Here is a 26,710-nt window from a genome sequence, read left to right as displayed (position 1 = left end):
AGCTGGTGATGATAGAAGAAACGACTGCGAAGGACGGATGTCCGATCACCGGCGAGCGCCTGACTTCGCTTGATGGAGTGTCGTTCATCGACCCGGACATCCAAAAGAAGCCGTTCGCTTACTACCGAACGCTGCGGCATGACTCCCCGGTCCACTTCGAAGAGGGGCTGGGGATGTACCTGGTGTCACGGCACGAGGACCTTGAGGCGGTGCTGCGAGATCCCGTCGTGTTCTCCCAGGAGCTGGGCTATTACAGACAAATGGCGCACGGCCACCTTGATGAGATGAAGGAAATCCTCGAACGTCATGGCGGTGGCTTCTTTCCCGACGTCGCCAACATCGATCCGCCCCGGCACACTCGGGTACGCCGTCTGCTATCCCAAGCCTTCAGCCGGAAGCGGATGAAATCCCTTGAGCCGCAATTCGAAGAGATCGTCGACAGGCTGATCGATACGTTTTTCGAGCGCGAGCGGGGAGAGTTAGACGGTCTGAACGAACTCGCTCTGCCGATGGCGATTGCATTCAGCATGCAACAGCTTCAGGTCGACGATCTCGACATGAGCACGATCAAACGTTGGGGCAGCGCATATCTGTCGCAGTTCAGCCTCGCCAACGGACGCGACGAAATGGTCCGTGCGGCTCATGAGCTCGCAGAGATGCAGAACTATCTGATCGCGCTGGTCCGAAGACGTATGAAAGATCCCGAAGATGACATGCTCTCCGACATCATCACCAATCGAACACCCGACGAAGAACCGTTGAGTTTCGAGGAACTGGTCGCAACTGCTCGCGCGCTTCTTATCAATACCCACGATTCCATGTCGACCGCGTTCACGAACATACTGTTTCAGGTTGCGACCGATCCGACGATTGCTACGCAGTTCTACGAGGCTGCTGAGAACGATTTGCAGATGGGCCGTCTCGTCGAGGAGCTGCTCCGACTCGAGCCACCGGTGCGAGCCTTGTCACGAGTCACCACCGAGCCGGTCATGGTGGGTCAGAAGGCGCTGCCGGAGGGGGCGCACCTGCTTGTTTTATTCGCGTCCGCCAACGACGACGAATCAGTATTCGAGTGCCCACGCAAATTCGACGCGGGCCGCGTCAACCTTCGCAAGAGCATGACGTTCGGGGCGGGTGTTCATTTGTGCCTGGGTGTATCACTCGCGCGTATGCAGCTTCTCGTAGCGGCCAGGCAGACCGCGAAACGGTTGGCAGATCTGAGATTAGCGATTCCAGTCGAGGACATCCGCTACATACCCAATGCTGCATTGCTCGCGATGGAGCGACTTCCCTTGACATTTGCCTTGCAGCCCAAAGGGCACGAGCAATGAGCTGCGAACCCACACAACTGCCGGATCCCGAGGAACTCGACATTGCCGCTCTCCGGGAGAGGTATCTGAACGAGCGGAATCGCCGCCTGCGCCCCGAAGGCCAGGAGCAGTACACCCCCGCGGCCGAGCCGACTCAAGCCATCGACTACAGCGACCCACACATGACTCGCTTGCCGCGACCCGCGCTGAGCGAAGATGTAGATGTCGCCATCCTGGGCGGTGGATGGGCCGGCATATTGGCCGGGTATCACATGCGTAGGGCAGGCATTCACGACTTCCGAATCATCGAGCAGGCAGGCGACTTCGGCGGGGTGTGGTACTGGAATCGCTACCCCGGCCTCTCCTGTGACAACGATTCTTACTGCTATCTGCCGCTGTTGGAAGAGATGGGGTTCTTCCCGTCAAAGAAGTTCGCGGACGGGCTCGAGATACGGCATTACTGCCAAAGTGTCGCAACCAGATTCAATCTCTACGACGGGGCCCTTTTCCACACCTGTGTCAACGCGTTGAGCTGGGATGGATCAATCAACAGGTGGCGCATTGCAACCGATCGTGGCGATGACCTTCAAGCGCGCTTTGTAGTGATGGCGATGGGGCCGATCAATACACCGAAAGTGCCACGCGTCCCAGGCCTTGACGAATTTCGAGGCAAGATATTTCACACGGCCCGATGGGATTACGAATACACCGGTGGAAGTCAAGAGGAGCCGGTGCTCGACAAATTGCGTGACAAGAAGGTAGCGATTGTCGGAACCGGCGCCTCCGCTATTCAAGCGGTGCCCTACCTGGGCAGGTTCGCCAAGCAGTTGTACGTTCTGCAACGCACCGCGTCCACCGTCGACGAGCGTCACAACACGCCCACCGATCCGGCCTGGCTTGCCACGCTGCAGCCCGGCTGGCAGCGCGAGCGCCAAATGAACTTTCACCGCGCAGCAATCGACGGCCTGATGCCTGGCGAACCAGACCAAATTTGCGACATTTGGACAGAATTGAACCGCAACCTGTCTGCCGAATTCGCGGCGACCGGCTGGCCCCAGTCGCCGGAGGAGTTCCTTGCGGTGCGCGAGGTGATGGACTATCGCGTCATGGAAAGGCTTCGAAAACGCGTCGATGCCGCGGTGAAAGATCCAAGCACAGCAGCGATCTTGAAACCCTGGTATCGACACATGTGCAAGCGGCCGGCCTCGAGTGACGACTTTTACCCAACTTTCAACCGCGCGAATGTCAAACTGCTCGACGTGTCGCCGACGCGTGGCCTGGAGCGCGTCACGCGTCGGGGCTTCATTCACGAGGCGGCGGAGTACGACATCGACTGCCTGATCTTCGCGAGCGGCTTCGAGGTGACCAGCGACCTTCAACGGAGGTGGGGGATCGACAAGGTGTCCGGCCGTGGCGGTCGATCTCTTTACGACCATTGGTCTCATGAGTTCCGGACTCTGCACGGCGTGATGACTCACGGATTCCCGAATCAATTTTATGTCGGGTTCTTTCAAGGGGGTTTCAATGCCTCGACGACCGAGACATTCAACAACCAGGGTCGCCATATCGCCTGGATCGTCAGCCAGGCATTGGAGCGCGGCGCAACCTCGGTGGAGCCCAGCCTAGAGGCCCAGAACGCCTACGTGGACCACGTCCGCGAGGTAGCGATCGATACCTCGGCATTCATCCGGGAATGCACACCAGGGTATTTCAACAACGACGGACAAGAGATCGCCGACGAGAAGGGGGTGCTCCGGCCAAGGTCCTACACCGGCGAGCTGTACGGTCTCGGCTATTACGCCTTCGAGAAGCTACTGGCAGATTGGCGGTCGAACAATGATCTCGCGGGCCTGCTGGTCGACGCATGAACCTGCGGCCAATAGCCAACCACGCCAACAGATTGTTGGTAGAGGGGTCGGTTGGAAGTCGAAACCCAGCCTAACATTTCAGCACCAATGGAGGTGGAATGAGTTACGAAAGCAGCGCAGAACCAATCAAAATCGGCTACCTCATGGACTTCAAGCTGCCTGACAGTTACCCGCAAGAGATGCGTGATGACCTTATTCTGCCCTTCGAGATGATCTTCGAAGAAGCATCGGCGCAAGGGGTTTTGGACCGACCGATCGAGATCGTGTATCGAGAAGTCGAAGGGATGCCGAAGGGAACCGTCAAAGCGGTCATCGATGCGTTCGGCGAACTCGTGGACGAAGGCTGCCTTGTCGTATTCGGGCCGCATATCACCGACAATTGCGTGGCAACCAAAGAAGCGATCGAAGAGCGCTTCAAGGTCCCGGCGATCGCCGTCACGGGTACTGATGACTGGCTGGGAGAGTGGACGTTCTCCTTCCCGCAGGGCTCGATGACGGATGAGCCGATTTTCTGGACGGACCTGCTAGCCAAAGGCGGGTACACCGAAGTCGGCGCCCTCGTCGAGCAGTCACTGGTGGGGCAGAGCTATCTGAAGAACTTCCGTACAGCGTGCCGGCGCAGGGGAATACGGATCGTTGCCGAGGTCGAAATCGCCTCGACAGCGCAGGACGTCCACGATGCGATTTACAAGTTGCGCGCAGCGAATTCACAGGCGATCGTGCACATGGGCTTCGGTTTTGGCATAGTTTTCGTCAAACCCGTTCTCGAAGAACTAAATTGGGACCCCCCGAGGTTCTCCAGCACCGCTTGGCAGAACGCCTGGATGAATCCGGTCATGTGGGAGGCGTTCATGGGTTGGACTGGCATCGACCAATACGATGAGGCGAATCCGGTCGGCCAGCAGTTCTTGGACCGCTTCGAAGCGCTCCACGGCCGGCGGCCGCAATATTGCGTGCCGGTGGTGAACTGCGACGTGGCAACTACCCTGTTGCAAGCATTTGCCGACGCGCACCCGCTGAGTCCGCGCGGCGTGAAAGAGGCGCTCGAACGCGTCAAGATGCTGCCGGCCGCATCAGGAGCACCGGGAACGAGAGTCTCGTTCGGCAAGTGGACGCGCCGCGCATGGATGGGCGCAGGCTATCTCGTGGCGCGTCAACTTGACGCCGACGGCGTCAACTCCCATCTCGTCGACAGATTCGGAGAATGATGACATGACCGCGCAGCACTCCAAAACGCCTGCAGTGCAACTGGAATCGAGTGATTCCACGACAAAGTCCCCCAACTGGGGGCGCTGGCTTTCCGGTTTGGCGTTACTTGCCATTGTCGTGCTCTTCATCGCCGTCATGCGGACCGACCTCGACCCGCGAGTCGCTAATCCCGAGCAGCAGGGGCGGCCGCGTCCAGTTCAGTTCCTTTTCGGCTTCGAGTTGATGACGGCGATCCAGATCGGCACGGCCGTAGGGTTGTTCGCGCTGGTGGTCATCTTCGTGCGCGGTTGGCGACGTAACCCCGGTAGCCCCGTCATGCTGATGTTCCTCTGTACCACATTGATCGTGTGGCAGGACCCGATCATGAATTGGGCGCCTTATGCGGTCTACAATCCTGATCTCCTGCACTGGCCGGAATCGTGGTACCTGATCATGATGTCGCCGACGGTCGAACCGTTCATCGTGTTCGGATACGTGTTGTTCTATTTCGGCCCGTATTTTCCGGCGGTATGGATCCTGCGCAAGTTGCAGGCCAAGCACGGACCCGAGGCCTTTGTCTCGCGGCGCCCGCTGATCAGCCTGGGTGCACTTGTGTTGGTGATTGGATTTCTGTTTGACGCCGCGCTCGAGATCGGGGCAGTGCGTACGGGGCTATACATCTACTCTCAGGTGATTCCGTGGGGATCTGTGTTCACAGGCAACACATTTCAGTTCCCGTTGATCTGGGAGTCGTTCTCGGTGACGTTCGTGATGATCCCGGCGGCCATCCTCGTTTACCGCGATGACACCGGTAAGTCGGTGGCAGAGAAACTGGCCGCGAAGGCCAAGCTGTTACCCACCAAGCCGGTCCTCGGTACTTTTCTGGTGATGTTCGCGATCACGAACGTGTCCTACTTCGCCTATGGAGGCTGGTTCTGGGCGATCAAGGCCAGTGGTTTAGCGACCTCGGTCGCCTGCCCCTGGCCGTACCCCGAGGCCAAAGTGTTTGATCCTCAAGCGTACTACGAGGAGAACGGCGCCAAAGGGCCGTACTCGGTTGGTAAGTGGTCCACGTGGCAGTATGCGCTGCCGGACGGGCGGCCGGAAGTGAAGCCAGGTTCGCGGAGCAGCCATTGTGCGACCGACGGGTCCAACGGGTGATGCGCGGCCGGCTCAAGGGCCGACTGTGACCGACCCGCGTGCCGTCGTAATCACAGGCGCCTCCCGTGGACTCGGCTTTGCGTCTGCCGTGCGCCTGTATCGCGAGGGGTGGCGTGTCGTCGCGGCGATGCGCAGTCCAGACCACGCAATGCCGTTGCTACGCCGAGCAATCGACGCCCGAGCCGACGACGACCGACTCATCGGAGTCCAGCTCGACCTTATGGATGCCGCATCGATTGTTGCGGCCGCCAAAGTGATTGAGGAAGCCGTCGGAGTGCCATACGCGCTAGTCCACAACGCCGGCATCTCCGCTGCCGGAATGGCGGAGGAGACGAACATGCGCCTGTGGCAACACATGTTCGCTACACATGTCATGGGTCCGGTCGCACTGACCAATGCGCTATTGCCGAATATGCGGGCTGCCGGGCAGGGCCGGGTCATAGTGGTATCCAGCGCGGGCGGAGTGCGCGGCCAACCGGGAATTGCACCCTACTCGGCCGCCAAAGGCGCCTTGGAACGTTGGGCCGAGTCATTGGCCGGTGAAATCGCGCCGTTCGGCCTTGGCGTTACCATCCTGGTATCGGGGGTGTATGACACCGACATCATCACCGATGCGGGTACCACCGACGACCGCAAATTCGACGGCCCATATGCGCGCCTGCACAACACCATCGACTCCCGTGGACGCCTGGCGGTCAGTCTCGCGCGGCCGCCGGAGAAATTCGCCGAGGGCGTGTTGAGGGCACTAGCGGACCAAGCCTCGTTCCGGCGCCGGGGTGCGGGGCCGGATGCCTCGATGTTGTTGGCGTTCAACAAAATTCTCCCGGCGTCGGGCATGCACCATGTGTCGCGGATCGCGATGGGCATTCCCCGGCGCGGTGCAATGCGAGGGGGTGCATATCCGTTGACGACCGCGCAGCGGTCAATGGTGATGGCCGCCAAGGTGATTCCCCAATCACTCATGCAGCGTATGGCCGAACGTGCAACTCGACGAGCTGCAACCAAAGAGATCCGTGAGAGGGACAGCAATGGCTGACAGACCGAAGGTCAATTTCGGATTGAAGATGATGATCGACGGCAAGCTCGGCGACGGTGAAGCAGGAACCTTCAGCCACAAAGCGGCGAACGAGAGCGGAACCATGGGCTTCAGCCAATACACCGAAGTGAAGTCGGTCGCCTACCCGGCCGATTAGGAGGAACTGCTGTGGAACTTTTTGACGATTTGGACGATTTCGGGTCTTTCGACGATGCTGTCGCAGGTGACGTCCGCGATCCATACACCGAACTCGCTCGTATGCGTGCCGAGGAACCCATACAGCGGCTCGACTTCTCGACAATGCCGGGCGAGGAAGGCAAGCCTGTTTTTATGGTTTACCGCCACGAAGACATCCAGCAGATGCTGAAGGACAACGAAACCTTCTCCTCGTCGATCATCAAGGATTTCTTCGGCATCGGCAAACATGTGATGGTCGGGATGGACGAGCCAGAACATGGCAGGCACCGCGCACTGGTGGCGAAAGCATTTTCTCCAAAGGCGTTGGCGCATTGGGAGGCTGATCTGGTGCAGCGGATCGGAAGCGACATCATCGACGGCTTCGCGTCGCTTGGCAGCGCTGAATTGGTGAAGGATTTCACCTTTCCGTATCCCAGCCGGATCATCGCGGGGCTGCTCGGGCTACCCGAACAGGATTTCCCGCAGTTCCAACGATGGTCAATTTCACTGATATCCCATTTGATCAACCCGGAACGTGCGGCGACTGCGACTAAGGAGCTGACCGATTATCTCACCCCGATCCTCGCTGCACGCCGCGAGGAGCCCCGCGACGACCTCATCAGCGGGTTAGCCGCAGCGGAGATCGACGGTGAGATGCTTTCCGACGAAGAGATCTACTGTTTTCTTCATCTGCTGATGCCTGCGGGTGTTGAAACGACTTACAGGTCACTGGGAAATTTGTTGTATGGGCTATTGAGCAACGCCGAGCAGCTAACCGCTGTGCGTGCCGATAGAAACCTCATCTCTCAAGCAATCGAAGAGGCTGTTCGTTGGGAGGCACCGCTTCTCAGCATCACACGGGTAGCCACACGCGACACCGAACTCGGCGGGGTCGCGATTCCGCAAGGTTCATCCGTCATGCCGATGCTGGGCGCGGCCAACCGTCAGGGAGATCGCTACAACGAGCCTGACAAGTTCGATATCTTCCGACCGGCCAAGGTCCCGATCAGCTGGGGCCACGGCGTCCACGTGTGCCTCGGCATGCACCTCGCGCGACTCGAAATGCGCACCGCCATTAACCTATTACTCGACCGGCTGCCGAATCTGAGGCTAGATCCCGACGGCGATGACCCACACATCCGGGGCATGGCGTTTCGCTCACCTACAAGTCTGCCGGTGCTGTTCGACGTGTGAAGACAGGAACGACTTCGGCTTAGGGCCGGCACGTGATTCTCCCGCCGGACTGGGCGCCAAAAGATATCGAGTCTCTAGACAGAGGAGAGAAGTTCGTGACCGAATTCGACACGATCGATTTTTTCACCGATGCATCGCTTGTGCCCAACCCGTATCCATACTTCGACCATCTTCGAGCGAAATGCCCAGTGACTAATGCGACTCCATTCAACGTAGTAGCTGTAACCGGATACGACGAAGCTCTAGCGATATATAAGGACCCGGTTTTTTCGTCGTGCAACTCTCTAGCCGGCCCCTTCTCCGGTTTCCCATTCGGCCCCGACGGCGCGGACGACGTCACCGAATTGATCAAGCAACATCGCCACATTGCCCCCATGGCAGAGCACATCTCGAATCAAGACCCGCCGTTACACACTCGCACTAGAAGCCTCCTGAACAAGCTGATCACCCCGAAGCGCCTCAAAGAAAATGAGGAATTCATGTGGCGGTTGGCCGATCAACAGCTGGATACATTCATCGAGCGCGGTAGTTGTGAATTCTTGTCGGAGTACGCAAAACCCTTCTCGCTCCTTGTTATCGCCGACCTCTTGGGTGTCCCGCAGGAGGACCGTGGCGAGTTTCGGGCAGTATTCGAGCAGTCGCTCGCGGGTGAGCTAGGGGAGGGAACGACAGCGCACAACCCGCTGGAATGGCTCAACGAGAAGTTCTACGGCTACATCGAAGATCGCAGACGAGCGCCGCGTGGCGACGTACTGACCGAGTTGGCACAGGCAAAGCACGACGACGGATCGACGCCCGAGATCGAGGACGTCATGAACCTGTCCACATTCTTGTTCGCAGCGGGCACCGAGACCACGACGAAACTCGTCAGTGCAGCCGTACGCATTCTCGGCGAGAACCCAGAACTGCAGGCCTCGCTGCGCGGAGACCGAAACAAAATCCCGGCGTTCCTCGAAGAGACGCTGCGCATGGAGAGCCCTGTGAAGGCACACTTCAGAATGGCGCGCAAAACCACAACCGTTGGGGGAGTAGAGGTGCCTGCCGGCACAACTGTGATGCTCTTGCCAGGTGCGTGCAATCGCGACGAAAGAAAATTCGAAAACCCGCACAGCTTCGACGCTGATCGACCGAACGTGCGAGAGCAGATCGCGTTCATTCGCGGCGTCCACTCATGCCCCGGCGCCCCGTTGGCGAGGACTGAGGGACGGATCTCGATAAACCGAATCCTTGACCGCATGGCCGCAATTGAGATTTCTGCCAAGCACCATGGGCAGGCTTTGCAGCACCAATATGAGTACGAGCCAACCTTCATCTTGCGAGGACTGCGCGAACTTCATGTGACGTTCAGGTCACTTGACTGAAGACGACCCCTCTCCGACAAACGTGCCGGAAGGTCGCATCGCGGCACCAGGGTCAGGCAGGACCAGCGATCAGGCACCCGTCGACGCCAAACTATCTGCCACGACGGGCCTTAACTTGTAGAAGTGAGGGGCGTTTGTCTTGTTCACGGTGCGAGCGAGGATGTGCACACAGAGGCCGCAGGCTCATGCACACGGACGTCCTAAGGTTATCGAGTGAACCGCAATAGTGGTTGCACGCTGACCAACCCCTCTGCCCGCGAACCAATTACGGCGCGCGATTACCGATGAAGCCCCTGCACCACAGACGGAGCGGCGAAGCGGTTCACCAACTCGTGCTCGGCCTGTTTGTCCTTGAGCGGCCAGTACCACAGCGAGAATGTGATGTGAAAAAGCCATTGTGCGGCCAACGGGTCGCTCTGACCGATCATTTCTTCGGCAATCTTAGTTACTAGCGGTGAGGAGTTGACAGCGCCGCCGTCGCGTCCAGGCCTAATGTCGCCCATGATCAGCTCTCCCAGCGGTTCGGCCCGCATGTGCTCCAAGCCGACTAGGATGGCCGCAGCGATCCGGTCGGTACCGCTTAAGTCCGCAATTGCCTCGTTGACCGAGCGGGCTATGCGCTCAGAAAACCGCGATATTAGCGCTTCAAAGATGGCAGCTTTGCCACCCGCGTGGCGGTAGACCGTGGCTGGCGAGCAGTGCAGCTTGGCCGCAAGAGCTGCAATGGTGAACGCTTGAAATCCGTTACGCGACACTAAATCCGAGGCTGCAGAGAGGATGTGGTCACGCGCGGTGGCATTGCGGTCGGTTCCCAATGCCCATTCCCGTCGACTCATGCGAGATCCTCCTCAATCTTCGGAAATCGTTTACTCATCTGCGAGACTAATTTGACCAGGTGTCTCATGGAAGTTCCTGGTAGGAACTTTTGCGACGCGCATTTTCGGCCTCCGGTGACGTGGGCCGACCTCTCATATTGACTCAGAGTCCTTGACGCTTGTGGTTGTCCCCGTTGACTCTTGAACCGTGAACGTCGAGATGTGTTGGTGCGACGGGCGGGCTGCCGGAGCGAGTTTGAAGGCTCGGTGCCAGCTCGATGCCGTCTTGATCGCACACATGTCCGCCTACTACCGAAAGCCTGATGATGATTGATTTTGAGGGTCAAGTTGCCGTCGTTACCGGAGGTGGTAGGGGCTTGGGCCGACTCTACGCGCTGGATCTAGCACGTCGCGGAGCCGCGTTGGTGGTCAACGATTTAGGCGGCACTATGGGCGGGGAGGGTTCTGACGCCAAAGTTGCCGACGAGGTTGTCGCCGAAATCGTCGAGGCCGGCGGCAAAGCCGTACCCTCCTATGACTCGGTCGCCACTGCCGAAGGGGGTAACGCGATTGTCCAAGTCGCCGTCGAACACTTCGGGCGTATAGATGTTGTGATCAGCAATGCAGGCATCTTTAACAGCATCGCGTTTGACGAACTTGAATCAGACCAGTGGCGGCAGATGTTGGCTGTCCACCTAGATGGCGGCTTTCACCTGAGTCAACCCGCCTTCAAGGTCATGAAGAAACAAGGCTACGGAAGGTTCGTGTTCATCTCGTCGTCGGGCGGCGTGTTCGGGCAACACCTCGAGGCGCACTATGGCGCCGCCAAGGCGGGGCTGGTCGGTCTGAGCAATGTCATCGCGCTCGAGGGAGCCGATCACGGTATCCTTTCGAATACAGTACTGCCGTTTGGGTTTTCGCGAATGGTCACCGAGACTGTCGATGCGAAAACTCTCGAGGAAACCGGGCTCAAGGACCTCATCGCGCCGGATAAGGTAGTGCCGATGGTGACTTACCTGGCCAGTCGTGCCTGCCATTGCACTCACCAGAACTACTCCGCCCTGGCCGGCAGATACGCACGGGCTTTTATCGGTCTCGCCGACGGCTGGTTAGCCGATGCGGACGCCACCGCCACCGCCGACGATATCGCCGAACACTTCTCCGAAATTTCCGCGACCGAGCCATTCACCGTCCCTGGGAACATTTACGAGGAGCTTTTTGGTGTTGTGGGTCGCCTCGGCGTGGACATTTCTGGCGGATAGTCAAGCGGCTGTAGATCTAGGGAATGAGCGCCGCCCTGGTTGATCGCTGACACGCCGGGATACGGTTCGGACGCATTGCCATTAGAACGGTCTACTGCTGGTTGATTAGGGGAGTTCCCGTGTCATCGATGCCAAGCCCGGGGAATGGGGCCCATTCCCGAATTGCAGGGCCCAGCCGCCGGCGAAGGTAACCCCGAAGTTCGTCAGGCGTCCGCGGTGGGACGACGCCCTCGATACGCCTCGGTCGGGTCGTCAAAGACGGTGAGACGCTGGCTGAGTTTTCTCACGAAATGACGCATGCCAACAGCTGCCGCGGCGCGTAGTAGCGCCACGGTGCGCGAAAAGTATCGGTGAATGCTCGTGCTACTGAGCCGAGTTCGGAGGCGACATGACCGAAGGTCGTTCGCGCACCGCGCCGCTCAACGCACCGGTGGGTCGCCGCGAGCGTCCGCGCGACTGCTCGTCCGCGTATTCGGCGGGGCATTCTTGATTGTCCTTGGACTGCTGTGGGTCAATGCTCTGCCCGACTATCTCGGCGGGTCCGGCGGAAAGTCGGCGTCTGGCACGCCGGCTGGGAATCTCGCCTATGCCTTCCTGTGCTTTGTCATAGCTGCGTGGATGACCTTTTCGGTTTCGATTGGAAACAAGCAGGACGCTGCAACGTCTGAATCCGCCCGGGAAGGGTTCGTAGGCAACGCAAGTGAGAAGGATGACAATGTCAACTTGTACTGGCCCCGGTATGACGGTCGGATTTGGCCCCGGCCCGGTCCGGGTGGTTCAGCCCCAGAAGATGCCGGTGGGGTCTTTGTCGATTTCGGTGAGCAGGTCGGCGATGTGGGCTCAGGGGTTGAGTAGGTCGTAGCGGTGGAATCGCTGGTGGCGGTCGCGCCAGTAGAGAGTCCAGGTTTCGGTGGTGGCGGTGTAGCGCAGTCCGGCGATCGGGAAGCTAATCCAGTCTGGGCCGAAGTCTTCACGCCAGGTGGGCGGTGCTCGGTGATGGTCAGATGCCTGGATGTGACGTCGCATTCGACGCGCACTTCGTGGCGTGCCTCTTCGGGAACTCTTGCCGCGCACCAGCGTTGCACGCGTGCGACGTCGAGTTCAGGAACAGTCACGGCTGGTCACCAGCGGGGTTGGCCGGCGGCGGTGGTGAGGTGGTCGTAGGCGGTGTCGAGTTGTCGTTGGCGGCGCCGGCTGGGTTCGTGGTTGGCTGCGGCGGCCAGCGAGTCGATCAGGTCGTCGAGTTCGGTGTCGGTGACCGCGAGGTGAAGTTCATTGCCGCGGGCGCGGATCGCGAAAACTGCTCGGTGGCAGTCATGGTCGAGGAACGGCAGAGTGCGCAGCGCTGCGGCGGTGTCAGTATCGACAACAACGTCTCGGACGGGCTCTGCCGCGGTCAGCTGCTGGCGACGTAGGTCGTAGATCGAGGTTGCCCAGTTGCTGATGGTGCCGGCGTCATCGCAGTGACTGCAGCACCAGTTGATGGGGTGCTCGGGTTGGGTCCAGCTCACCACGATGCGGCCAGGGCAGGCGCGGTGGACCGGCCGGCGCCGGCACGGCAGGGCGGTTTCCCATCGGGTATGGGCGTCTCCGGCTGATGCGGCGGCGACGATGGCGCTCAGGTGCTCGGCGAGCTTGCGGGCCGGCCCCGGGGTGTCGGGTCCAACGTCGAGGAAGTGCTGCAGATCGGCGACCAACATGACTTGGTCACTGTAGCGGTCACGAGGTGGTGGTGGCGTGGGTCAGCTGCCGGCCAGTTCGGCCGCGGTGCTGTGTCGTGTGCGGGCATGGGCCAGCCGGTAGGAGGTGGTGCCGGTCTCGATGATCTGTCCGGCGAAGGTCAACCGGTCGACGATCGCCGCACACAACCGCGGGTCGGTGAATGTCTTGGTCCAGGCCGAGAACGGTTCGTTGGAGGCGATCGCCACCGCGGAGCGTTCTTCGCGTTCGGTGAGCACCTGGAACAACAACTCCGCACCACGGCGATCCAGCTGCAGGTAGCCCAGTTCATCGATCAGCAGCAGATCGACCTGGCCGTAGCGGTTGATCAGCTTGCTCAGCTGGGCGTCGTCGGCGGCTTCGATGAGTTCGTTGACCAGCTTGCTGGCCAGGGTGTAGCGGACCCGGTAGCCGGATTCGGCGGCTAGGGTCCCCAGGCCGATCAGCAGATGACTCTTGCCGGTTCCGGAGTCCCCGGTCAAGCACAGTGGTTCACCGGCCCTGACCGATGCGCAGGTGCGCAAGGCGCCGATGAGCGCGGGGTTGATCGCCAGGTTGACCTCAAAGTTGAAATCCTCGAGCCTTTTTGGGCGGGGAAAGCTTGCGTCGTGCACGCGACGGGCGGCCCGGCGCCGATCCCGGTCGTCGCACTCGGCGATCACCAACTCCGATAAGAATCCCAGATAGGACTGCTGCTCGCGTTCGGCGGCTGCGGCGATCTCGGCGACGCGGTCACGCATCGTGGGCAGTCGCAGCATGCGGCAACCCTGCTCGATGGCCGCGACCGCGGCTTGCTCGGTGACGTTGCGCCGTGCACTACTCATGAGGTTTCCCGGCCCAGCAAGGTGTCGTACTGGTCGAGCGAGCTACACCCAGCATACGCCCGGCGCGATTGATTACAGTCTTCAAGACCGGATGCCGTTGCGGCTACAGGATGAAAGGGAACCAGAGTGTGACGATAGTTCGTCCGCAGGGGACCCGGTGACAACCGCCGTCGGCACGCTATGGGTTCGGAAATCTCGATGGTGGTTTGCCGTCTTTGCGATCTTGCTCAGCGTCGCGGCGGTGCCGCTAGGTATTGGCTGGTGGCGCAATCACGTGTGGGAACGAGAGGTTTTGCGACGGGATTGCATGCCGCCGCTGCCGCCGCACCCCGACACGGACATGCTTGGGGAGGCAGGCTTCGCCCTCGTTGCCATCGCGATGGGTTTCCTACTCGTCGGCCTAATACTTGTACTTTTCAGCCGTCACCGATGGTGGACCAAAGTCAGTGCCGCAGTGATCATCGCAGTCGTCTTGATATTGGAACTATGGCTTGTCCTGCTGCTCATCTTCGTGAAGGATTCATCGCACCCGAACGGGGAGACCTTGCCGTGCCAATGGCTGGTCGGTTGATCCCGGGAAGATTCGCAAATGACCGGTGACTTGGTTCAAATCGCGCCCGCCGAAGTCAAGAACGCTGGAAGCACCATCGAGACCGAGGCAGCTTCCGCGCGCGCCGCACTCGTCCCGCTATTTGACTCGGCGCAACCTGCGGCAAGCGGGAACCCTGGCTTCGTCACAGGGCCGAAGTTAGTGGTCTTGGCGGACGGACTCAAGCGCGAAATGGACTCCGTGATCACCAGATTGGCCGGAACGGGCAACGCCATAGTTTCGTCCGCGCAAGCCATGTACAACGCCGACAACACTCACGGCATGGACATCGACGCCGACAACGCGACCGGTCTCAGCCGTGTTGCCACCGCACTCAACGGTCTTGGACAGCCGCCAGCGCCATAATTCGCGGTAATGACGCGCACCAGCTACTCCTGCGACATCAGCGGACCCCACCCATTGTGTCCGGACGGAAAGCCTCTGCGCCGACGCGCTCCGTGTTAACAGCACCATGTGCTCACGTGAACGGCTTCGTGCCGGATGCCCGGACTCTGAACCGTTGGCGTGGTGGGTGCCTACGATGCCGCCGCCGCTATAGCTGAACGGGTGCGTTGGGCTCGCGGCGTGACGGTGTTCAAATACACCCCTAGGGGTGTAGTCGGACATCCCGAGGGAGGTGTTGCATGAAGTTAACGCCGTACGGGCCGACGCCACCATACATCCACTGATCTTCATTCAAATCTGTTGTCACGCAGTGGATCTCGCGTCCGCTCGCGGATCGAGACTAACCGAGACCGTCATCAAAAGGGAGTACGCAAATGACTAGGACGTTTGCTGAGGAATTTCTGGCTCGCTCAAGCACCCTGACCAGCGTTGGCTGGATCGGTTACATAATTATTGGTGCACTTGCAGGCTGGATCGCCAGCCTCATCATGAAGACCAGAGAAGGCCTGTTACTCGATATCGTCATCGGCGTCGTAGGGGCACTCCTTGGCGGCTTCTTGCTCAGCTTCGTGGTTGACACCGCCAGCGGCGGATGGTGGTTCACGCTATTCACTGCAATCTTTGGCGCAGTCCTGCTGCTGGGTTTACTGCGGTTAGTGCGCGGGCGATCAGCCCAACCACACGGTCGACTGCACCGCTAGCGCCGTTGTACGTGGTCCGGGCGACCAAATCTCCTGTGGCGCAGTCCCGATGGATTTTTGGGCGCGAAACCGACCTCAATTCGGTTCGGGCCAACGGGTTGCCGGTCGGGCATTCCTTTCCGGGTAGGTGAAGACGGAGCCCTCGATGTCGGGCGTGACGGTGCTGGGTGCTCAACACCGTTCACCATCGAGGGCTCTGTCGATCCGGTAGCGACTGTGAGATACGAGTGCAGCACAGCGCCGAACCGCTCGCGGACGACGAGCTTTGGCCGAACATCAGTATCCGATTCTTGGCCGCGATCTCCGCGGCGTAGGGTTCTCGAAGGCTGGCAACCAGAGACAGCGCCGGCAGTCCGACTCGACGACTCACCCACGGATTGCCGGCGAAGGCAACCCTCCGGTTCACCTCGGCTTCGCCACCGACACCCGAGTAGTGAACGCCATTCCGGCAGTCTGCGAGGCCAGCCCCGGTGACAGGATCTATTGGCCTGTAGCTGACCAGCCAAGCTCCAGCCCTCGACAATGGGGATGCTGTGCGGCCAAAGTTATGCGATTCGACTGATTCATCTAATGCTATTTGACCGATTCGCTCCACCAAAACCACCCGCGACATTTCCGCGCAGGCTGATTTTAAGGGTTAACTTCAGGTAAACTTCCGGCTAACTCCCGGTGCCCCGGGGGGACCCGACGGCCGCGATATCGACAACCCGTCGGGGGGCCTAGCAGAACGGAGCCCTGCCATGTCCATTCGCGTCACCGCTTCTGCCGGATCCCTGTTAGCCGCGCTTCTTGCGCTCACCGGTGCCGCGGTCGTGGGTGCAGGTCCAGCATCGGCCGACCCGAGCCAAGACGATCACTTCCTGGCACTGCTCGACGAGAAAGGTGTCGCTGCCCTTTCGGGCGTGCCGAGCCTGATCGCCACAGCGCATGAGATCTGCGGCAAACTCGGTGCCGGGGTGCCGGCGGACACCTTGGTAGATGCATTGGTGGACAATGCAAATGCCATCACCCCCGGTGCCGATCCTGGCCGACTCGCGCGTACCGAGTCTCGATTCCTGGCTGCCGCAGTCGAGGCTTACTGTCCGACCGAGCGGGGACGGGTAGCTTTCATCAATCCTGCGGGATGGAACACTCCCAAACTCCGGGTGGCGCTCGCTTCGTCGATGAAAGAGACAAACCCGGAGAACCCGACTCCGCCAGCGCCGGGAACGGACGCCCAGAATCTGATGCCGCCGCAGGCAGTGGCCCCACCTCCGCCGACCAGGGTGGCACCTCCTGTGGTCGGTCCTCCGCCGGGGGGCGGCGGGGGAGCGGGGGGCACTGGCGGTGGTACCGGTGGAGGGGCGCCTTTACCGCCCATGGAACCAGGCATCATCACGTTGGCCCCGTAAGTTATTCGGTTCTCTGACAACATTTTTCGAGGTCGACAGGTTCACGTCCAGGCTTGCTCGCGCCAGCGCCAGGCGTTGTCGCGCAAGAACCGCTCGAGGGTGCGCGGCGGACGGTTCAACAACTGCTGCACCTTGTCAGTGAGCGGCTGATTGCGCCCCAGCTTCGTCAAGGTGTAGACCGCTGACATGAATCCGATTGTGTCCCAGCCGACCCCGCGACGGTGCAGCCGTGCGGCAAAGCGCACCAAACTCGGATTGGTGTAGCGCACCGGATATCCCAGCGCCGCGGACAACGCGACAGCGACCTCGTCCATGGTCAGCGCGGCCGGCCCGGTGAGGTGATAGACGGCGTTGCGATGATTGTCCGGTTGCAGCAATGCCATAGCGGCAACCTCGGCCGCATCGCGCGCATCGATGAAGCTGGTGAGATCGTGTCCGGCCGGAATGAACAATTCGCGGCGCTCGACAATGTCGGTGCCGTGCGTGGAGATAGCTCGGTGCAGGTTATGCATGAAAAAGCTGCACCGCAAGAGCGACCAACTCATGGAACTGGCACGCAGCGCCGCCTCGACCTTGTAGTGCGGGATGAACCGGGCGCGGTCAGCACCGAATACCGACACGTACACCACATGGCGACATCCCACCTGCTGAGCCGCATTCACGAACGGAATCACCGCATCCCGCGCCGCACGATTGCCCGGCAACGGAAACAGCAGAAACAGCACCTCGATCCCGTCCAATGCGGCAGGCCAGGTGGACCGGTCGAAGAAATCGAATTTCAGCACCTGCGCCTGGTCGCAGACCCGGTCGCGGAGCAGGTCGGGATGGCGGCCGACGACGCGCCAACCGCTCGCCGGTGGGTTGGCGCGCAACACCTCCACCAACTGCTCGCCCACATTGCCCGAGGGACCCGTGATCAGCAGCACGGCCGATGTTTACCACAGCACGGAAAAACAAGGCGCCGGTCGCACGGGTTCAGGGATGCAGGCTCCACTGCCCGTAATCCTGGGCAAGGACATCGTTGACGTCGACTTCTTGACCCCCGACCTTCGGGCCTGGATTCGACGCCGTACTGACCACCCTCTGGTAGAGAACCGCAGCGGGGTCGATTTTGCTGCCGGACCAGGCCTTGGTCTGCCAGGCCCACCGGTGGCCGGGGGTGCGCGAAGCACCGATGACGCCGTCGGCGGCGGCCCATTGGCACACATCGATACCGCCGTAGACGCCGGTGCGCTGCACGCCGAGCGCCGAATTGATTCCGCGAAACCACTTCAGCGCCACGGTGTTCCAGGTGTCGCGGTTGATGTCCTCGTCGATGGTGAAGAAGATCGGGGCACTCTGCGCGCCACCGGCCGCGGTGTGCAGCTTCCAGGCGGTGCGGGCGTCGTCGACACCGCCGGCGAACCCGCGCTTGAAGTCCGATGGTGCCGACCCGCCCGGCTTGCCGTACTGGTAGTTGCTGACGATCATCAGCCCGGCTGCGGTCAGTTGCTCGGCGTAGGGCCGGGTGATCGGCTTGGCGCCGAAAGACGAGCCGGGCCGTGATAGCGAGACGTAATTGATGACCCCGGCATAGCCGGCCGCCCGGATCTGCTCCGCTGGAATCTGGTGCATGGCGAAGTCGATCAGTTTGGGCGGGGCGGCCGCTGCCGCGGGGACGGCGGCACTCGCCGCATGCAACCCCGGCAGTGCGGACAAGGCTAGGGCGCAACGCAATACGTCACGCCGGGCGATAGGGCGCGATCGCCGAAGGTCTGAATTGACCGACAAGTCGGGCATCGCGCGATGTTAACAATGTGACCATTGTTAAAACGTGTCGTGAGCTAACCGATATCAAATCGGTCCGTGCGGTTCACAACCCGGCGCCGGCGGCGGAGATCGCCTCGCGCATACCTCTGGTCGCCAGTCGGTCGGCGAGCTCATTGTCGGCGACGCCGGCGTGCCCCTTCACCCAGAACCACTCGACGCGGTGACGTGCACAGGCCGCTTGCAGCCGTTGCCAGAGGTCGACGTTCTTCACCGGTTGCTTCGCGGCGGTCTGCCAGCCGTTGCGCTCCCACCCCAGAACCCATTTGGTGATGCCGTTCCGGACGTAGGTGCTGTCGGTGTAGAGATGCACTGTCACGGCCCGGGTCAGTGCCTCCAGCGCCATGATGGGCGCCATCAGTTCCATCCGGTTGTTGCTGGTCTTGTGAGATTCGCCGCCGCACATCTCGCGGACGTGCTGACGTTGGCGCAGCACCACCCCCCAGCCGCCGGGCCCGGGATTGGGTCGGCACCCACCGTCGGTGTGGATGACCACCACGTCGTCGTCCATCCGCTCAGTCCGCCCGTGCCTCGCGGAGTAGCCGCACGGCCTTGGGGCCGACGCCGTGAAGCGCGAGCAGGTCGTCGAGATCCGTTGGCAGGGAGCCGATGGTGCGGAAGCCGGCATCCCGGAGCGCGCCGGTCGCCGGGCGACCGATCCGGACACCATCAAAGAGGGGACCGCGATCCTCGGTGTCAGCCATGCGCCGAGGATAGGCATGCAGGCCCGCAGTTGGCGTCGCGACGCGCTATCTGCTCGCGGATTTGGCAACGCCGATCTTGACCATACGTCCAAGCGCGATTGTATGGTGAGTGGATGAGTCGCTCGACCGTAGGCGCTCGAAGCGCGACTACCCGTGACGCCGATCCGCTGCTCGGTCTGCCGTTCGAGGATTCCGACGACGTGATCCGTGCCGCCGTCGCGGAAGCCAGTGTGCCCGCATTGTTGATGTCGATGGTGCACATGACCGGTGAACTCGGACTGCTCGACGAGCTGCCACGGCCGTTCATGCTCATCGCGATGGATCTGCAAGGCGGGATGAGCGAACCCGACAAACAGATCGTGCGCGAGCGTGCCTTCGATGTGATCTGCGAGTACCGCGACCGCGGCTGCCCGCCGCCGTTCGTCCCGGACGGCGAACAAATGCGGGTGATGCTCGACGTGATGTCCGCCGGCACGGTCACCGAACAATTCGTCGACTACGTCGCGGCGGACCTGCGGTTCAGCGACGCCGATCAGTGCGGCCCGGTGCTGGCCTCGAGCGAGGAACAGCGCGCCGAGTTCCCCGTCGTGGTCATCGGATGCGGCGAAGCCGGCCTGTTGGCCGGCATCAAACTCAAAGCGGCGGGCCTGCCGTTCACGATCGTGGAAAAGCAGTCTGCGGTCGGCGGGACATGGCTGGCGAACCGGTATCCCGGGTGCCGCGTCGACATCGCCAACCAGTACTACGCCTACTCGTTCGAGCCGACGGACCACTGGACGCACTACTACTCCGAGCAGCCCGAGATCCTGCAATACCTGCAAGACGTCGCCGCCCGGCACGGCATCGAGCCGCACGTGCGTTTCAACACCGCCGTGACCAGCGCGGTCTGGGACGACGCGACGGCGACGTGGCAAGTAACCATCCGGTCCGCCGAGGGTGGCACCGAGACGCTGGCCTCCCGGGCCCTGATCTGTGCCGTCGGCCAGTTCAGCAACCCCGTCATCCCGGACATCAAAGGCGCCAACGACTTTCGTGGGCCGTCATTCCACACCGCAGACTGGCGTGACGACGTCGAATTGACGGGCAAGCGGGTGGCGGTGATCGGCGCCGGCGCCAGCGGATTCCAGCTCGTGCCCGCGATCGCGGACAGGACCGAACAGGTGGACGTCTACCAGCGCACCCCGCAGTGGATGGCACCCAATCCGCTGTATCACGACGCCATCCCCGACGGTGCCAGGTGGGCGATCCGTCATCTGCCCTATTACGGGAGATGGTTGCGGTTCGTGTCGTGGTGGCCCATTGCGGACGCGCTCGACGAGCAAGTGATGATCGACCCGCAGTGGAACAACGGCGGGTTGTCCTGCAACGCATCGAACCACGCGATTCGGGAGATGTTCATCGCGTGGATGCGGGTCTTCTGCAAGGACGAAGAGCTACTCGAGAAAGTGACGCCGAAGTATCCGCCGATGGGCAAGCGGACGTTGCAGGACAACGGAACCTGGCTCACGACGCTGCAGCGCGACGACGTCGAACTCGTCACCGATCCCATCGCCGAAATCACCGCCAACGGGGTGAGGACGGTCGATGGCAGGCACCGTCCGGCCGATGTGCTGGTCTGGGCCACCGGATTCGACGTCAACCACCAGCTCGGCCCCATCAACGTCCGCGGCCTCGACGGGATCGAACTCAACTCGGTGTGGGGCGACTCCGCCTACGCCTACCTCGGGGTCACCGTGCCGGGTTTCCCGAATTTCTTCTGCATGTACGGACCCGGCACCAACGCCGTCAACGGTGCCAGCATCATCTACAACTCCGAGTGCCAAATGCGTTACGTCATGGGGTGTATCGACATGGTGATCGCCGGCGGTCAGGGTTCGGCGACGGTCCGAAAAGACGTCTGCGACGACTACAACCGGCGCGCGCAGGCGCGGTTGAACGAGATGGTGTACAGCCATCCGGCGGTGACCAGCAGCTACTACAAGAACGCCGCGGGTGGCCTGCCCACTCTTTACGGTTTCCGCATCTTCGACTATTGGCGGTGGACGAACCGGGTGAACCCGGATGACTACGAACTGCGCTCCAGGTAGTCGCGACCTGGCCATACAGGTTTCAGCAGGATGTACCGTGGCCCGGATGGTTGTGACGTTCCGCAACGTTAGAGGCCGCTGAACGACCTAGCGAAAAACCGCCTCAACAAATCTGATTCGGCTTTCGAGTCTTTCAGCGGCCAAACCCAGAGAGCCAGAAACACGCGGATGAGCCACTGCTCGGCCAGTGGGTCCCGAACTTCGTCGCCGAGCATCTCCGCGGCGAACTCTCGGACGGCGGGCGAATCGGTGAGCCAGTCGCTGCTCGAGTTCATGTCCACTGACCGGAAGAGTTGCGTCAACGGGTGCGACTGCACATGCTGGAGCGCGACGAGGGTCGCGGTCAGGACTCGCTCGGAACCGCGGAGGCCTTTGATGCTTTCCCTGAGATCGTCGATGATTTGCGTTGCCTGGATCTTGACGACCGCGTCGCGAATCGTTGCTTTACCGCCGGCATGTCGATAAATCGTGGCGGGTGAGCAATGGACCCTGGCGGCCAATGCCTCGATGGAGAAGCCTTCGTAGCCCACGTCGGAAATCAGCTCGACGGCCGCCGCGTAGATCCGATCCGCAGCCTCGCTGTGACGATCTCGTCCCACCAGCCAGTCAGAGGGCGACATAGGTCGATGTTCTACCCTGCCTGACCCCGGTTGCAAGTTGTTTCGCACGCTGAGACAGATTGACCGCTATTTCTCATGCCGGTGCGCAGGTCAAGCCGTGCAACCGATTTCGGGGAAGGCTCCGAAGTGTATGGCAGGTTATCAACTTCGTCCGCAACCGTTGACGTGACTGGACAACGCGCTCAACCTGATTGGGTGGCGGTATTGGATGACCCGGCGAACTTCTTCGGCACCGCCGCATTGCAGGATCCATATCCGCTCTACGAGCGCATGCGTGCGGAGGCCCCAGTGCACCGCATCGGCGATTCGGTGTTTTACGCCGTCTGCGGCTGGGATGCGGTGATCGACGCGGTCAATCGGGTCGACGACTTTTCGTCGAATTTGAGTGCGACCATGGTCTACCGCGAGGACGGAAACGTTGTCCCGTTCGAGATGATGGAGGCAGGCAGCCCCAGCCACGCACTGGCCACCGCCGACGATCCGATCCACGCCGTGCACCGCAAAATCCTGCTGCCACACCTGTCTGCCAAGCGTGTCCGGGTGATCGAAGAATTCGCCGGGCAAGTCGCCGAACGGCTCTGGACGGAGAACCTGCACAGCGGCCGCATCGAGTGGATGGGTGCCCTGGCCAATCGTCTGCCGATGATGGTGGTCGCCAAGTTGCTCGGGCTGCCCGAGACCGACGTCGACAGGCTCATCCGACTCGGCTTCGCGACCACCACCCTGCTCGACGGCGTGGTCACCCAAGCTCAACTCGAGGCTGCGGGTCGTGCCGCATTCGAGCTGTCGAGCTACGTCATGGAGCATTTCGAAAAGGCAAGTCACTCAGCTGAATCCGGTCTGATCTCGGACCTGGCCTCCCGTTTCGCGTCAGGAGAAGTCGATCAGACCGTCGCGATGGGCATCATGCTGACACTTTTCAGCGCTGCCGGTGAATCGACGGCATCGCTGTTGGGTAGCGCGGCCTGGATCCTCGCCGAACGCCCGGACATCCAACGGCGGTTGCGGGATTCGCCCGAACTGCTCAACGCGTTCATCGAAGAGGCCCTCCGATACGAGCCACCGTTCCGCGGCCACTACCGCCACGTGTGGCGCGACACGACCCTGGGCGGGGTGGCAGTGCCGGCCAACGCGCATCTATTGCTGATGTGGGGTGCCGCTAATCGCGATCCGGGACACTTCGAGGCGCCCGACGAGTTCCGACTCGACCGCACCTCCGCGAGAGGCCATGTGACGTTCGGCAAGGGCGTGCACTTCTGCATCGGCGCCGCACTGGCACGGTTGGAGGCCCAGATCGTCTTTCGGATGCTGCTGGAACGCACCACGTGGATCGACGCGGTCGACGTCGGAGAATGGTTGCCCAGCATCCTCGTTCGCCGCTTGAGCCGACTCGAGTTGGCCGTCCGGTAGTCCTAATCAACCGGTTTCTGCTCAACGACTTCGACGAGCCGCAACTTGTATTGCGGCGCATCCGGGGGAGGGTATGGCAACGGCGTCTTCTCGACCCGTAAGTGATAGATATAGCCCGGTCGGTACTGGAAGCCCGCAATCGAGGACGTGTCGTTCCAGCTGAGTTCCCACGGTTTGTTCGGATCCCAGCGCAGTTGCAGGCAGTCTCGCGGTTTGGGGCCGACGCGGCAGGGCTGTGTCTGATCGGCGACGTAGAGGTCGAGCACTTGTGGTTCGGCGGGTCTGTTCGACGGCGTGGTCGCCGCGCTCGAGCTTGTTTGCGTGGGCGGTTGCCCGCTGTGGCCGCACCCTGCCGCCGTCAACGCCAGCAGTGCGGTCGCAAGAGATGTGTAGATCGGTGAGGGCACAGTTAAGACCTTAAGCGCGGGCGGCGATCAGCGCGCACTGCCGAGATCAGGATTCGAACAAGCGCGCCGCGTTGTCGTTGGTTGCCGACACCAACGGCCCCCGGCAGTTCTCCCGATTCCGGTCGATGAAACCCGCTGGCGCGAAAGGGAAATCACTGCCATACAGTAGCCGATCGGACCCGATGACATCGGCGGCCAGGCGCAGGGCGGCAGGGTCGGCGGACAACGCGATGTCGTAATAGCACCGCCGCAACTGATCCCGTACCGGCTCTCGGCGACCCCCGCCGGCCGACGGAATCTCGTCGAGCATGGACAGCCGCCAGGCCACCCACGGCAGCGTGCCACCCAGATGCGACAACACCAGCTTCATTCGTGGATAGCGTTGCAGCGATTCGGCGAGGATCATTTCCGCGACCATCCGCGTCGTGTCAAAGGTGAACTCCAATACCGGTGCAGGCAAGAACAATTGGGTGCCCGTCATCGGTGGCGGCAGATTCGGATGCACATGCACTACCGCGCCGTACCGGTCGAGTTCCTCCAGCACCGGCGCGAACGACGGGTCGCCGAGATAGCGGCCGCCGTAATTGGTCAGCACCGCAACGCCGTTCAGCTTCAGCTCGTCCAGGGCGCGCCGAACTTCCTTCACCGACGCCGTCACATCGGGCATCGGCAGGACCGCGAAGCCGCCAACCACATCAGGATTGCGCGCCGCGAGATCGGCGATGGTGTCGTTGCATTGACGGGCCAGCGCGTGACGTTCACCGTCGGGAATCGGGTCAAGCGCGGGGGCCGAGATCGACACGATCGCGCGACCCAGGCGGAGGCTGTCGATGCGGTCGAGCATCCCTTGTTCGGACCACGCCGGTTGCGGTATGCCGCCGACGGTGCCGTCGGTGACGGCGTCGATCGCAGCGCGGTAGCAGTCCGGGACCACATGGTGATGTACGTCGACCAAGCCGCTGCCCATCGGCCAACCATACCTCTTGGTATGTTCGTGGCATGGCGGAAGTGGCCGACGCTTTCATCGGTGGCGAAGCAGTGCAGACCGATCGGCGCCCCGTCTACAACCCGGCTCATTCCGACCAGATCGTGGGTCTTGCCGGACACAGTGATGCCGCTGTCGTAGATCGTGCCGTGCGGTCGGCGCACGCTGCGGCAGCAGAGTGGGCGGCAAGCGCGCCGCGGGAGCGAAAGCGCTTGATGAGAGCGGCCGCCGTGGCTGCCACGGTTGACTTCGAATCGCTTACGACTTTGCTGACCCGCGAGCAGGGCAAGGTGTTGTGGGAGTCCGTCATCGACCTCGCGGGTGCGCCCTACCTGTTACACGAATGTTCGAAATTGATCGATCGGGTCGTCGCCGAAGACGTCACCGACGACGAGCGCGGCCGGTTCGTCGTCCGGCGACGACCGGTGGGCGTCGTGGGCGTCATCGTCCCGTGGAACTATCCGGTGTTGTTGGCCTTCAACGGGATTGCGGCGGCATTGGCGGCGGGAAACACGGTGGTGGTGAAACCCCCGGAGTTGGCGCCGCTGGCCTTGACCAAGATTGTCGCGGCGGTTGCGGCCGCCCTGCCGACGGGTGTGCTCAATGTGGTGCCGGGCGACGGAGTCCAGACCGGCGGCGCACTGGCCGCCGATCCGCTGGTCCGTCGAATCCTGTTCACCGGCGGCATCACCAGCGGTCGCGAGGTCATGCGTTCGGCGGCGCAGAACATCACCGGCGTCGGGTTGGAACTCGGCGGCAACGATCCCGCCCTCGTCCTGGCGTCGGCGGTGGTCGACGACGAACTGGTGAAAGCGTTGCGTCACTCGGCGTTCACCTGCTCAGGACAGATTTGCTTTGCAATCAAACGAATTTACGTGCACCGCAGTCACTATGCCGCTCTGGTCGATGCGCTGGCCGACGCAGTAAACGAGATCGCCGTCGGGGACGGGCTCGATCCGCAAAGCACGATCGGGCCTTTGATCACCCGGGCCGCCCGCAGCAGAGTGCAGGGTCTGATCGAGGCCGCGACTTGCTCAGGTGCGACCGTTCGTCGGCTGGGCCGCAAAGTCGACCCCGCGACCTGGGACGGGGGTCATTTCCTGTTGCCCCACTTGGTGACTGACATCGCGCACGACAGCGGGCTGGTCGCCGCGGAGCAGTTCGGGCCGGCGCTACCCGTCGTCGCGTTCGATTCCGAAGACGAGGCGATCCGGATGGCCAATGACTCCGAGTTCGGTCTGGCGGCCTCGGTGTGGGCCCGGGATGACGACCACGCATTCGAGGTGGCCCGAAAGATCGATGCGGGAACGGTATTCGTCAACGTGCATCGCGCCGGGGCATCGGATCACACCACGCCGTTCGGTGGCGTCAAGCAAAGTGGGATCGGCCGGATCAACGGGTGGGCGTCGATCGAAGAAGTCACCGATGTCCAGACCCTCATCCGTCGCGACGATGCGGAATCGCTGCCGGGCGCACTGAACACGTCGCCGGAACGAGTCAGGTCCCGTCGACATGGGATTTTTCGACTCGAGTGGTGGTCGGCTGCACCGGCTCGCTATAGCCTCGGGGAGGGGGCTTGCTACCGGCGACCCCTACGCGACGTGCACGGTCGACAGTGGAGGGATCATCCGGCATGGCCATTGACTACAACAAGCCGAAGAAACAACCGCCGCCATCCTCGCCGCCACCC

The 26,710-nt window shown here is 61.7% G+C and carries 26 protein-coding genes and 1 pseudogene; 16 read left to right on the top strand and 11 right to left on the bottom strand.

Going from position 1 to position 26,710, the window contains the following annotated elements; translation table 11 throughout:
• Positions 1–8: 8 nt before the first annotated feature.
• From AC5Y47_RS22710 to AC5Y47_RS22675, 8 genes are all read left to right on the top strand, one after another.
• Complete coding sequence (locus AC5Y47_RS22710; RefSeq protein ID WP_499946519.1) at positions 9–1,331, top strand: cytochrome P450; 1,323 nt, start codon at positions 9–11, stop codon at positions 1,329–1,331.
• Positions 1,328–3,178 carry a flavin-containing monooxygenase gene (locus AC5Y47_RS22705; protein ID WP_499946506.1) on the top strand — a complete coding sequence of 617 codons (1,851 nt, stop codon included), beginning with the start codon at positions 1,328–1,330 and terminating at the stop codon, positions 3,176–3,178. Before AC5Y47_RS22710 ends, AC5Y47_RS22705 begins: the two co-directional genes overlap by 4 nt.
• 98 nt (positions 3,179–3,276) lie before the next feature.
• Positions 3,277–4,386, top strand: coding sequence for an ABC transporter substrate-binding protein (locus AC5Y47_RS22700; RefSeq protein WP_499946505.1), 1,110 nt, complete (start codon positions 3,277–3,279; stop codon positions 4,384–4,386).
• Between the two features lie 4 nt (positions 4,387–4,390).
• Complete coding sequence (locus tag AC5Y47_RS22695; RefSeq protein WP_499946504.1) at positions 4,391–5,527, top strand: spirocyclase AveC family protein; 1,137 nt, start codon at positions 4,391–4,393, stop codon at positions 5,525–5,527.
• Positions 5,528–5,552: 25 nt separating this feature from the next.
• Entirely contained in the window at positions 5,553–6,563 is a 1,011-nt protein-coding gene (locus AC5Y47_RS22690; protein WP_499946503.1) for an SDR family oxidoreductase, read from the top strand.
• Positions 6,556–6,720 carry a hypothetical protein gene (locus tag AC5Y47_RS22685; protein ID WP_499946502.1) on the top strand — a complete coding sequence of 55 codons (165 nt, stop codon included), beginning with the start codon at positions 6,556–6,558 and terminating at the stop codon, positions 6,718–6,720. Before AC5Y47_RS22690 ends, AC5Y47_RS22685 begins: the two co-directional genes overlap by 8 nt.
• Positions 6,721–6,731: 11 nt before the next feature.
• Positions 6,732–7,934, top strand: coding sequence for a cytochrome P450 (locus AC5Y47_RS22680; RefSeq protein ID WP_499946501.1), 1,203 nt, complete (start codon positions 6,732–6,734; stop codon positions 7,932–7,934).
• A gap of 95 nt (positions 7,935–8,029) precedes the next feature.
• The gene (locus tag AC5Y47_RS22675; protein WP_499946500.1) at positions 8,030–9,295 is read left to right on the top strand and encodes a cytochrome P450; all 1,266 of its coding nucleotides are present in this window, start codon (positions 8,030–8,032) and stop codon (positions 9,293–9,295) included.
• Positions 9,296–9,573: 278 nt separating this feature from the next.
• Here AC5Y47_RS22675 and AC5Y47_RS22670 read toward each other — a convergent pair whose 3' ends face one another.
• The gene (locus AC5Y47_RS22670) at positions 9,574–10,131 is read right to left on the bottom strand and encodes a TetR/AcrR family transcriptional regulator (protein ID WP_499946499.1); all 558 of its coding nucleotides are present in this window, start codon (positions 10,129–10,131) and stop codon (positions 9,574–9,576) included.
• 305 nt (positions 10,132–10,436) lie between these two features.
• Between AC5Y47_RS22670 and AC5Y47_RS22665 the strand changes: the two genes are divergently transcribed.
• Positions 10,437–11,372 (top strand): SDR family NAD(P)-dependent oxidoreductase, encoded by a 936-nt coding sequence (locus AC5Y47_RS22665; protein WP_499946518.1) that lies wholly within the window; start codon positions 10,437–10,439, stop codon positions 11,370–11,372.
• An 840-nt stretch (positions 11,373–12,212) separates the two neighbouring features.
• Here the strand turns inward: AC5Y47_RS22665 and AC5Y47_RS22660 are convergent.
• The 3 genes and pseudogenes from AC5Y47_RS22660 to istB all read right to left on the bottom strand — a co-directional run bounded on the left by AC5Y47_RS22660 (position 12,213) and on the right by istB (position 13,915).
• Positions 12,213–12,457: pseudogene (locus AC5Y47_RS22660) on the bottom strand (DUF3024 domain-containing protein).
• A 36-nt stretch (positions 12,458–12,493) separates the two neighbouring features.
• A complete protein-coding gene (locus AC5Y47_RS22655) occupies positions 12,494–13,072 on the bottom strand; it encodes a hypothetical protein (protein WP_499946498.1) in 579 nt (192 codons plus the stop codon).
• 42 nt (positions 13,073–13,114) lie between these two features.
• The gene (gene istB, locus AC5Y47_RS22650; RefSeq protein ID WP_499946497.1) at positions 13,115–13,915 is read right to left on the bottom strand and encodes an IS21-like element helper ATPase IstB; all 801 of its coding nucleotides are present in this window, start codon (positions 13,913–13,915) and stop codon (positions 13,115–13,117) included.
• A 157-nt stretch (positions 13,916–14,072) separates the two neighbouring features.
• Here istB and AC5Y47_RS22645 point away from each other — a divergent pair, with 157 nt between their 5' ends.
• From AC5Y47_RS22645 to AC5Y47_RS22630, 4 genes are all read left to right on the top strand, one after another.
• Positions 14,073–14,486: a hypothetical protein gene (locus AC5Y47_RS22645; protein ID WP_499946496.1), complete on the top strand. Its 414-nt coding sequence runs from the start codon at positions 14,073–14,075 to the stop codon at positions 14,484–14,486.
• An 18-nt stretch (positions 14,487–14,504) separates the two neighbouring features.
• Positions 14,505–14,870 (top strand): hypothetical protein, encoded by a 366-nt coding sequence (locus tag AC5Y47_RS22640; RefSeq protein WP_499946495.1) that lies wholly within the window; start codon positions 14,505–14,507, stop codon positions 14,868–14,870.
• A gap of 413 nt (positions 14,871–15,283) precedes the next feature.
• The gene (locus AC5Y47_RS22635) at positions 15,284–15,610 is read left to right on the top strand and encodes a GlsB/YeaQ/YmgE family stress response membrane protein (protein WP_499946494.1); all 327 of its coding nucleotides are present in this window, start codon (positions 15,284–15,286) and stop codon (positions 15,608–15,610) included.
• A 740-nt stretch (positions 15,611–16,350) separates the two neighbouring features.
• The gene (locus tag AC5Y47_RS22630) at positions 16,351–17,001 is read left to right on the top strand and encodes a DUF732 domain-containing protein (RefSeq protein WP_499946493.1); all 651 of its coding nucleotides are present in this window, start codon (positions 16,351–16,353) and stop codon (positions 16,999–17,001) included.
• 41 nt (positions 17,002–17,042) lie between these two features.
• On the opposite strand, the gene AC5Y47_RS22625 is transcribed toward AC5Y47_RS22630, so the two are convergent.
• The 4 genes from AC5Y47_RS22625 to AC5Y47_RS22610 all read right to left on the bottom strand — a co-directional run bounded on the left by AC5Y47_RS22625 (position 17,043) and on the right by AC5Y47_RS22610 (position 19,511).
• Positions 17,043–17,927 carry an NmrA family NAD(P)-binding protein gene (locus tag AC5Y47_RS22625; RefSeq protein ID WP_499946492.1) on the bottom strand — a complete coding sequence of 295 codons (885 nt, stop codon included), beginning with the start codon at positions 17,925–17,927 and terminating at the stop codon, positions 17,043–17,045.
• A 49-nt stretch (positions 17,928–17,976) separates the two neighbouring features.
• Positions 17,977–18,780, bottom strand: coding sequence for a DUF1906 domain-containing protein (locus AC5Y47_RS22620; RefSeq protein WP_499946491.1), 804 nt, complete (start codon positions 18,778–18,780; stop codon positions 17,977–17,979).
• 73 nt (positions 18,781–18,853) lie between these two features.
• The gene (rnhA, locus tag AC5Y47_RS22615; protein ID WP_499946490.1) at positions 18,854–19,318 is read right to left on the bottom strand and encodes a ribonuclease HI; all 465 of its coding nucleotides are present in this window, start codon (positions 19,316–19,318) and stop codon (positions 18,854–18,856) included.
• A 4-nt stretch (positions 19,319–19,322) separates the two neighbouring features.
• Positions 19,323–19,511, bottom strand: a complete 189-nt coding sequence (locus tag AC5Y47_RS22610; protein WP_499946489.1) for a helix-hairpin-helix domain-containing protein — start codon at positions 19,509–19,511, stop codon at positions 19,323–19,325.
• Between the two features lie 113 nt (positions 19,512–19,624).
• Between AC5Y47_RS22610 and AC5Y47_RS22605 the strand changes: the two genes are divergently transcribed.
• Complete coding sequence (locus AC5Y47_RS22605) at positions 19,625–21,598, top strand: flavin-containing monooxygenase (protein WP_499946488.1); 1,974 nt, start codon at positions 19,625–19,627, stop codon at positions 21,596–21,598.
• Between the two features lie 68 nt (positions 21,599–21,666).
• Here AC5Y47_RS22605 and AC5Y47_RS22600 read toward each other — a convergent pair whose 3' ends face one another.
• Complete coding sequence (locus tag AC5Y47_RS22600) at positions 21,667–22,218, bottom strand: TetR/AcrR family transcriptional regulator (RefSeq protein ID WP_499946487.1); 552 nt, start codon at positions 22,216–22,218, stop codon at positions 21,667–21,669.
• Positions 22,219–22,413: 195 nt separating this feature from the next.
• Here AC5Y47_RS22600 and AC5Y47_RS22595 point away from each other — a divergent pair, with 195 nt between their 5' ends.
• Complete coding sequence (locus AC5Y47_RS22595; RefSeq protein WP_499946486.1) at positions 22,414–23,628, top strand: cytochrome P450; 1,215 nt, start codon at positions 22,414–22,416, stop codon at positions 23,626–23,628.
• 2 nt (positions 23,629–23,630) lie between these two features.
• Here AC5Y47_RS22595 and AC5Y47_RS22590 read toward each other — a convergent pair whose 3' ends face one another.
• Together AC5Y47_RS22590 and AC5Y47_RS22585 are read right to left on the bottom strand one after the other, a co-directional pair.
• Positions 23,631–24,035 (bottom strand): DUF4377 domain-containing protein, encoded by a 405-nt coding sequence (locus AC5Y47_RS22590; protein WP_499946485.1) that lies wholly within the window; start codon positions 24,033–24,035, stop codon positions 23,631–23,633.
• A gap of 46 nt (positions 24,036–24,081) precedes the next feature.
• Positions 24,082–25,002 (bottom strand): amidohydrolase family protein, encoded by a 921-nt coding sequence (locus AC5Y47_RS22585; RefSeq protein ID WP_499946484.1) that lies wholly within the window; start codon positions 25,000–25,002, stop codon positions 24,082–24,084.
• A gap of 32 nt (positions 25,003–25,034) precedes the next feature.
• On the opposite strand from AC5Y47_RS22585, the gene AC5Y47_RS22580 reads away from it, so the two are divergent.
• Positions 25,035–26,710 (top strand): aldehyde dehydrogenase family protein (locus AC5Y47_RS22580; RefSeq protein WP_499946483.1); only part of this gene is annotated, 1,676 nt, incomplete at its 3' end.

This window comes from Mycobacterium sp. NGS22 (assembly GCF_059813095.1).
Note: the sequence above shows the minus strand (reverse complement) of the source record. Positions and strands in the feature narration are given on the sequence as shown.

Bases quoted from the DNA above. Each gene is read 5' to 3' on its own strand.
- AC5Y47_RS22710 (WP_499946519.1), top strand. From the start codon at position 9: ATGATAGAAGAAACGACTGCGAAGGACGGATGTCCGATCACCGGCGAG.
- AC5Y47_RS22705 (WP_499946506.1), top strand. From the start codon at position 1,328: ATGAGCTGCGAACCCACACAACTGCCGGATCCCGAGGAACTCGACATT.
- AC5Y47_RS22700 (WP_499946505.1), top strand. From the start codon at position 3,277: ATGAGTTACGAAAGCAGCGCAGAACCAATCAAAATCGGCTACCTCATG.
- AC5Y47_RS22695 (WP_499946504.1), top strand. From the start codon at position 4,391: ATGACCGCGCAGCACTCCAAAACGCCTGCAGTGCAACTGGAATCGAGT.
- AC5Y47_RS22685 (WP_499946502.1), top strand. From the start codon at position 6,556: ATGGCTGACAGACCGAAGGTCAATTTCGGATTGAAGATGATGATCGAC.
- AC5Y47_RS22670 (WP_499946499.1), bottom strand. From the start codon at position 10,131: ATGAGTCGACGGGAATGGGCATTGGGAACCGACCGCAATGCCACCGCG.
- AC5Y47_RS22665 (WP_499946518.1), top strand. From the start codon at position 10,437: ATGATTGATTTTGAGGGTCAAGTTGCCGTCGTTACCGGAGGTGGTAGG.
- AC5Y47_RS22655 (WP_499946498.1), bottom strand. From the start codon at position 13,072: ATGTTGGTCGCCGATCTGCAGCACTTCCTCGACGTTGGACCCGACACC.
- istB (WP_499946497.1), bottom strand. From the start codon at position 13,915: ATGAGTAGTGCACGGCGCAACGTCACCGAGCAAGCCGCGGTCGCGGCC.
- AC5Y47_RS22640 (WP_499946495.1), top strand. From the start codon at position 14,505: ATGACCGGTGACTTGGTTCAAATCGCGCCCGCCGAAGTCAAGAACGCT.
- AC5Y47_RS22635 (WP_499946494.1), top strand. From the start codon at position 15,284: ATGACTAGGACGTTTGCTGAGGAATTTCTGGCTCGCTCAAGCACCCTG.
- AC5Y47_RS22630 (WP_499946493.1), top strand. From the start codon at position 16,351: ATGTCCATTCGCGTCACCGCTTCTGCCGGATCCCTGTTAGCCGCGCTT.
- AC5Y47_RS22620 (WP_499946491.1), bottom strand. From the start codon at position 18,780: ATGCCCGACTTGTCGGTCAATTCAGACCTTCGGCGATCGCGCCCTATC.
- rnhA (WP_499946490.1), bottom strand. From the start codon at position 19,318: ATGGACGACGACGTGGTGGTCATCCACACCGACGGTGGGTGCCGACCC.
- AC5Y47_RS22610 (WP_499946489.1), bottom strand. From the start codon at position 19,511: ATGGCTGACACCGAGGATCGCGGTCCCCTCTTTGATGGTGTCCGGATC.
- AC5Y47_RS22605 (WP_499946488.1), top strand. From the start codon at position 19,625: ATGAGTCGCTCGACCGTAGGCGCTCGAAGCGCGACTACCCGTGACGCC.
- AC5Y47_RS22600 (WP_499946487.1), bottom strand. From the start codon at position 22,218: ATGTCGCCCTCTGACTGGCTGGTGGGACGAGATCGTCACAGCGAGGCT.
- AC5Y47_RS22585 (WP_499946484.1), bottom strand. From the start codon at position 25,002: ATGGGCAGCGGCTTGGTCGACGTACATCACCATGTGGTCCCGGACTGC.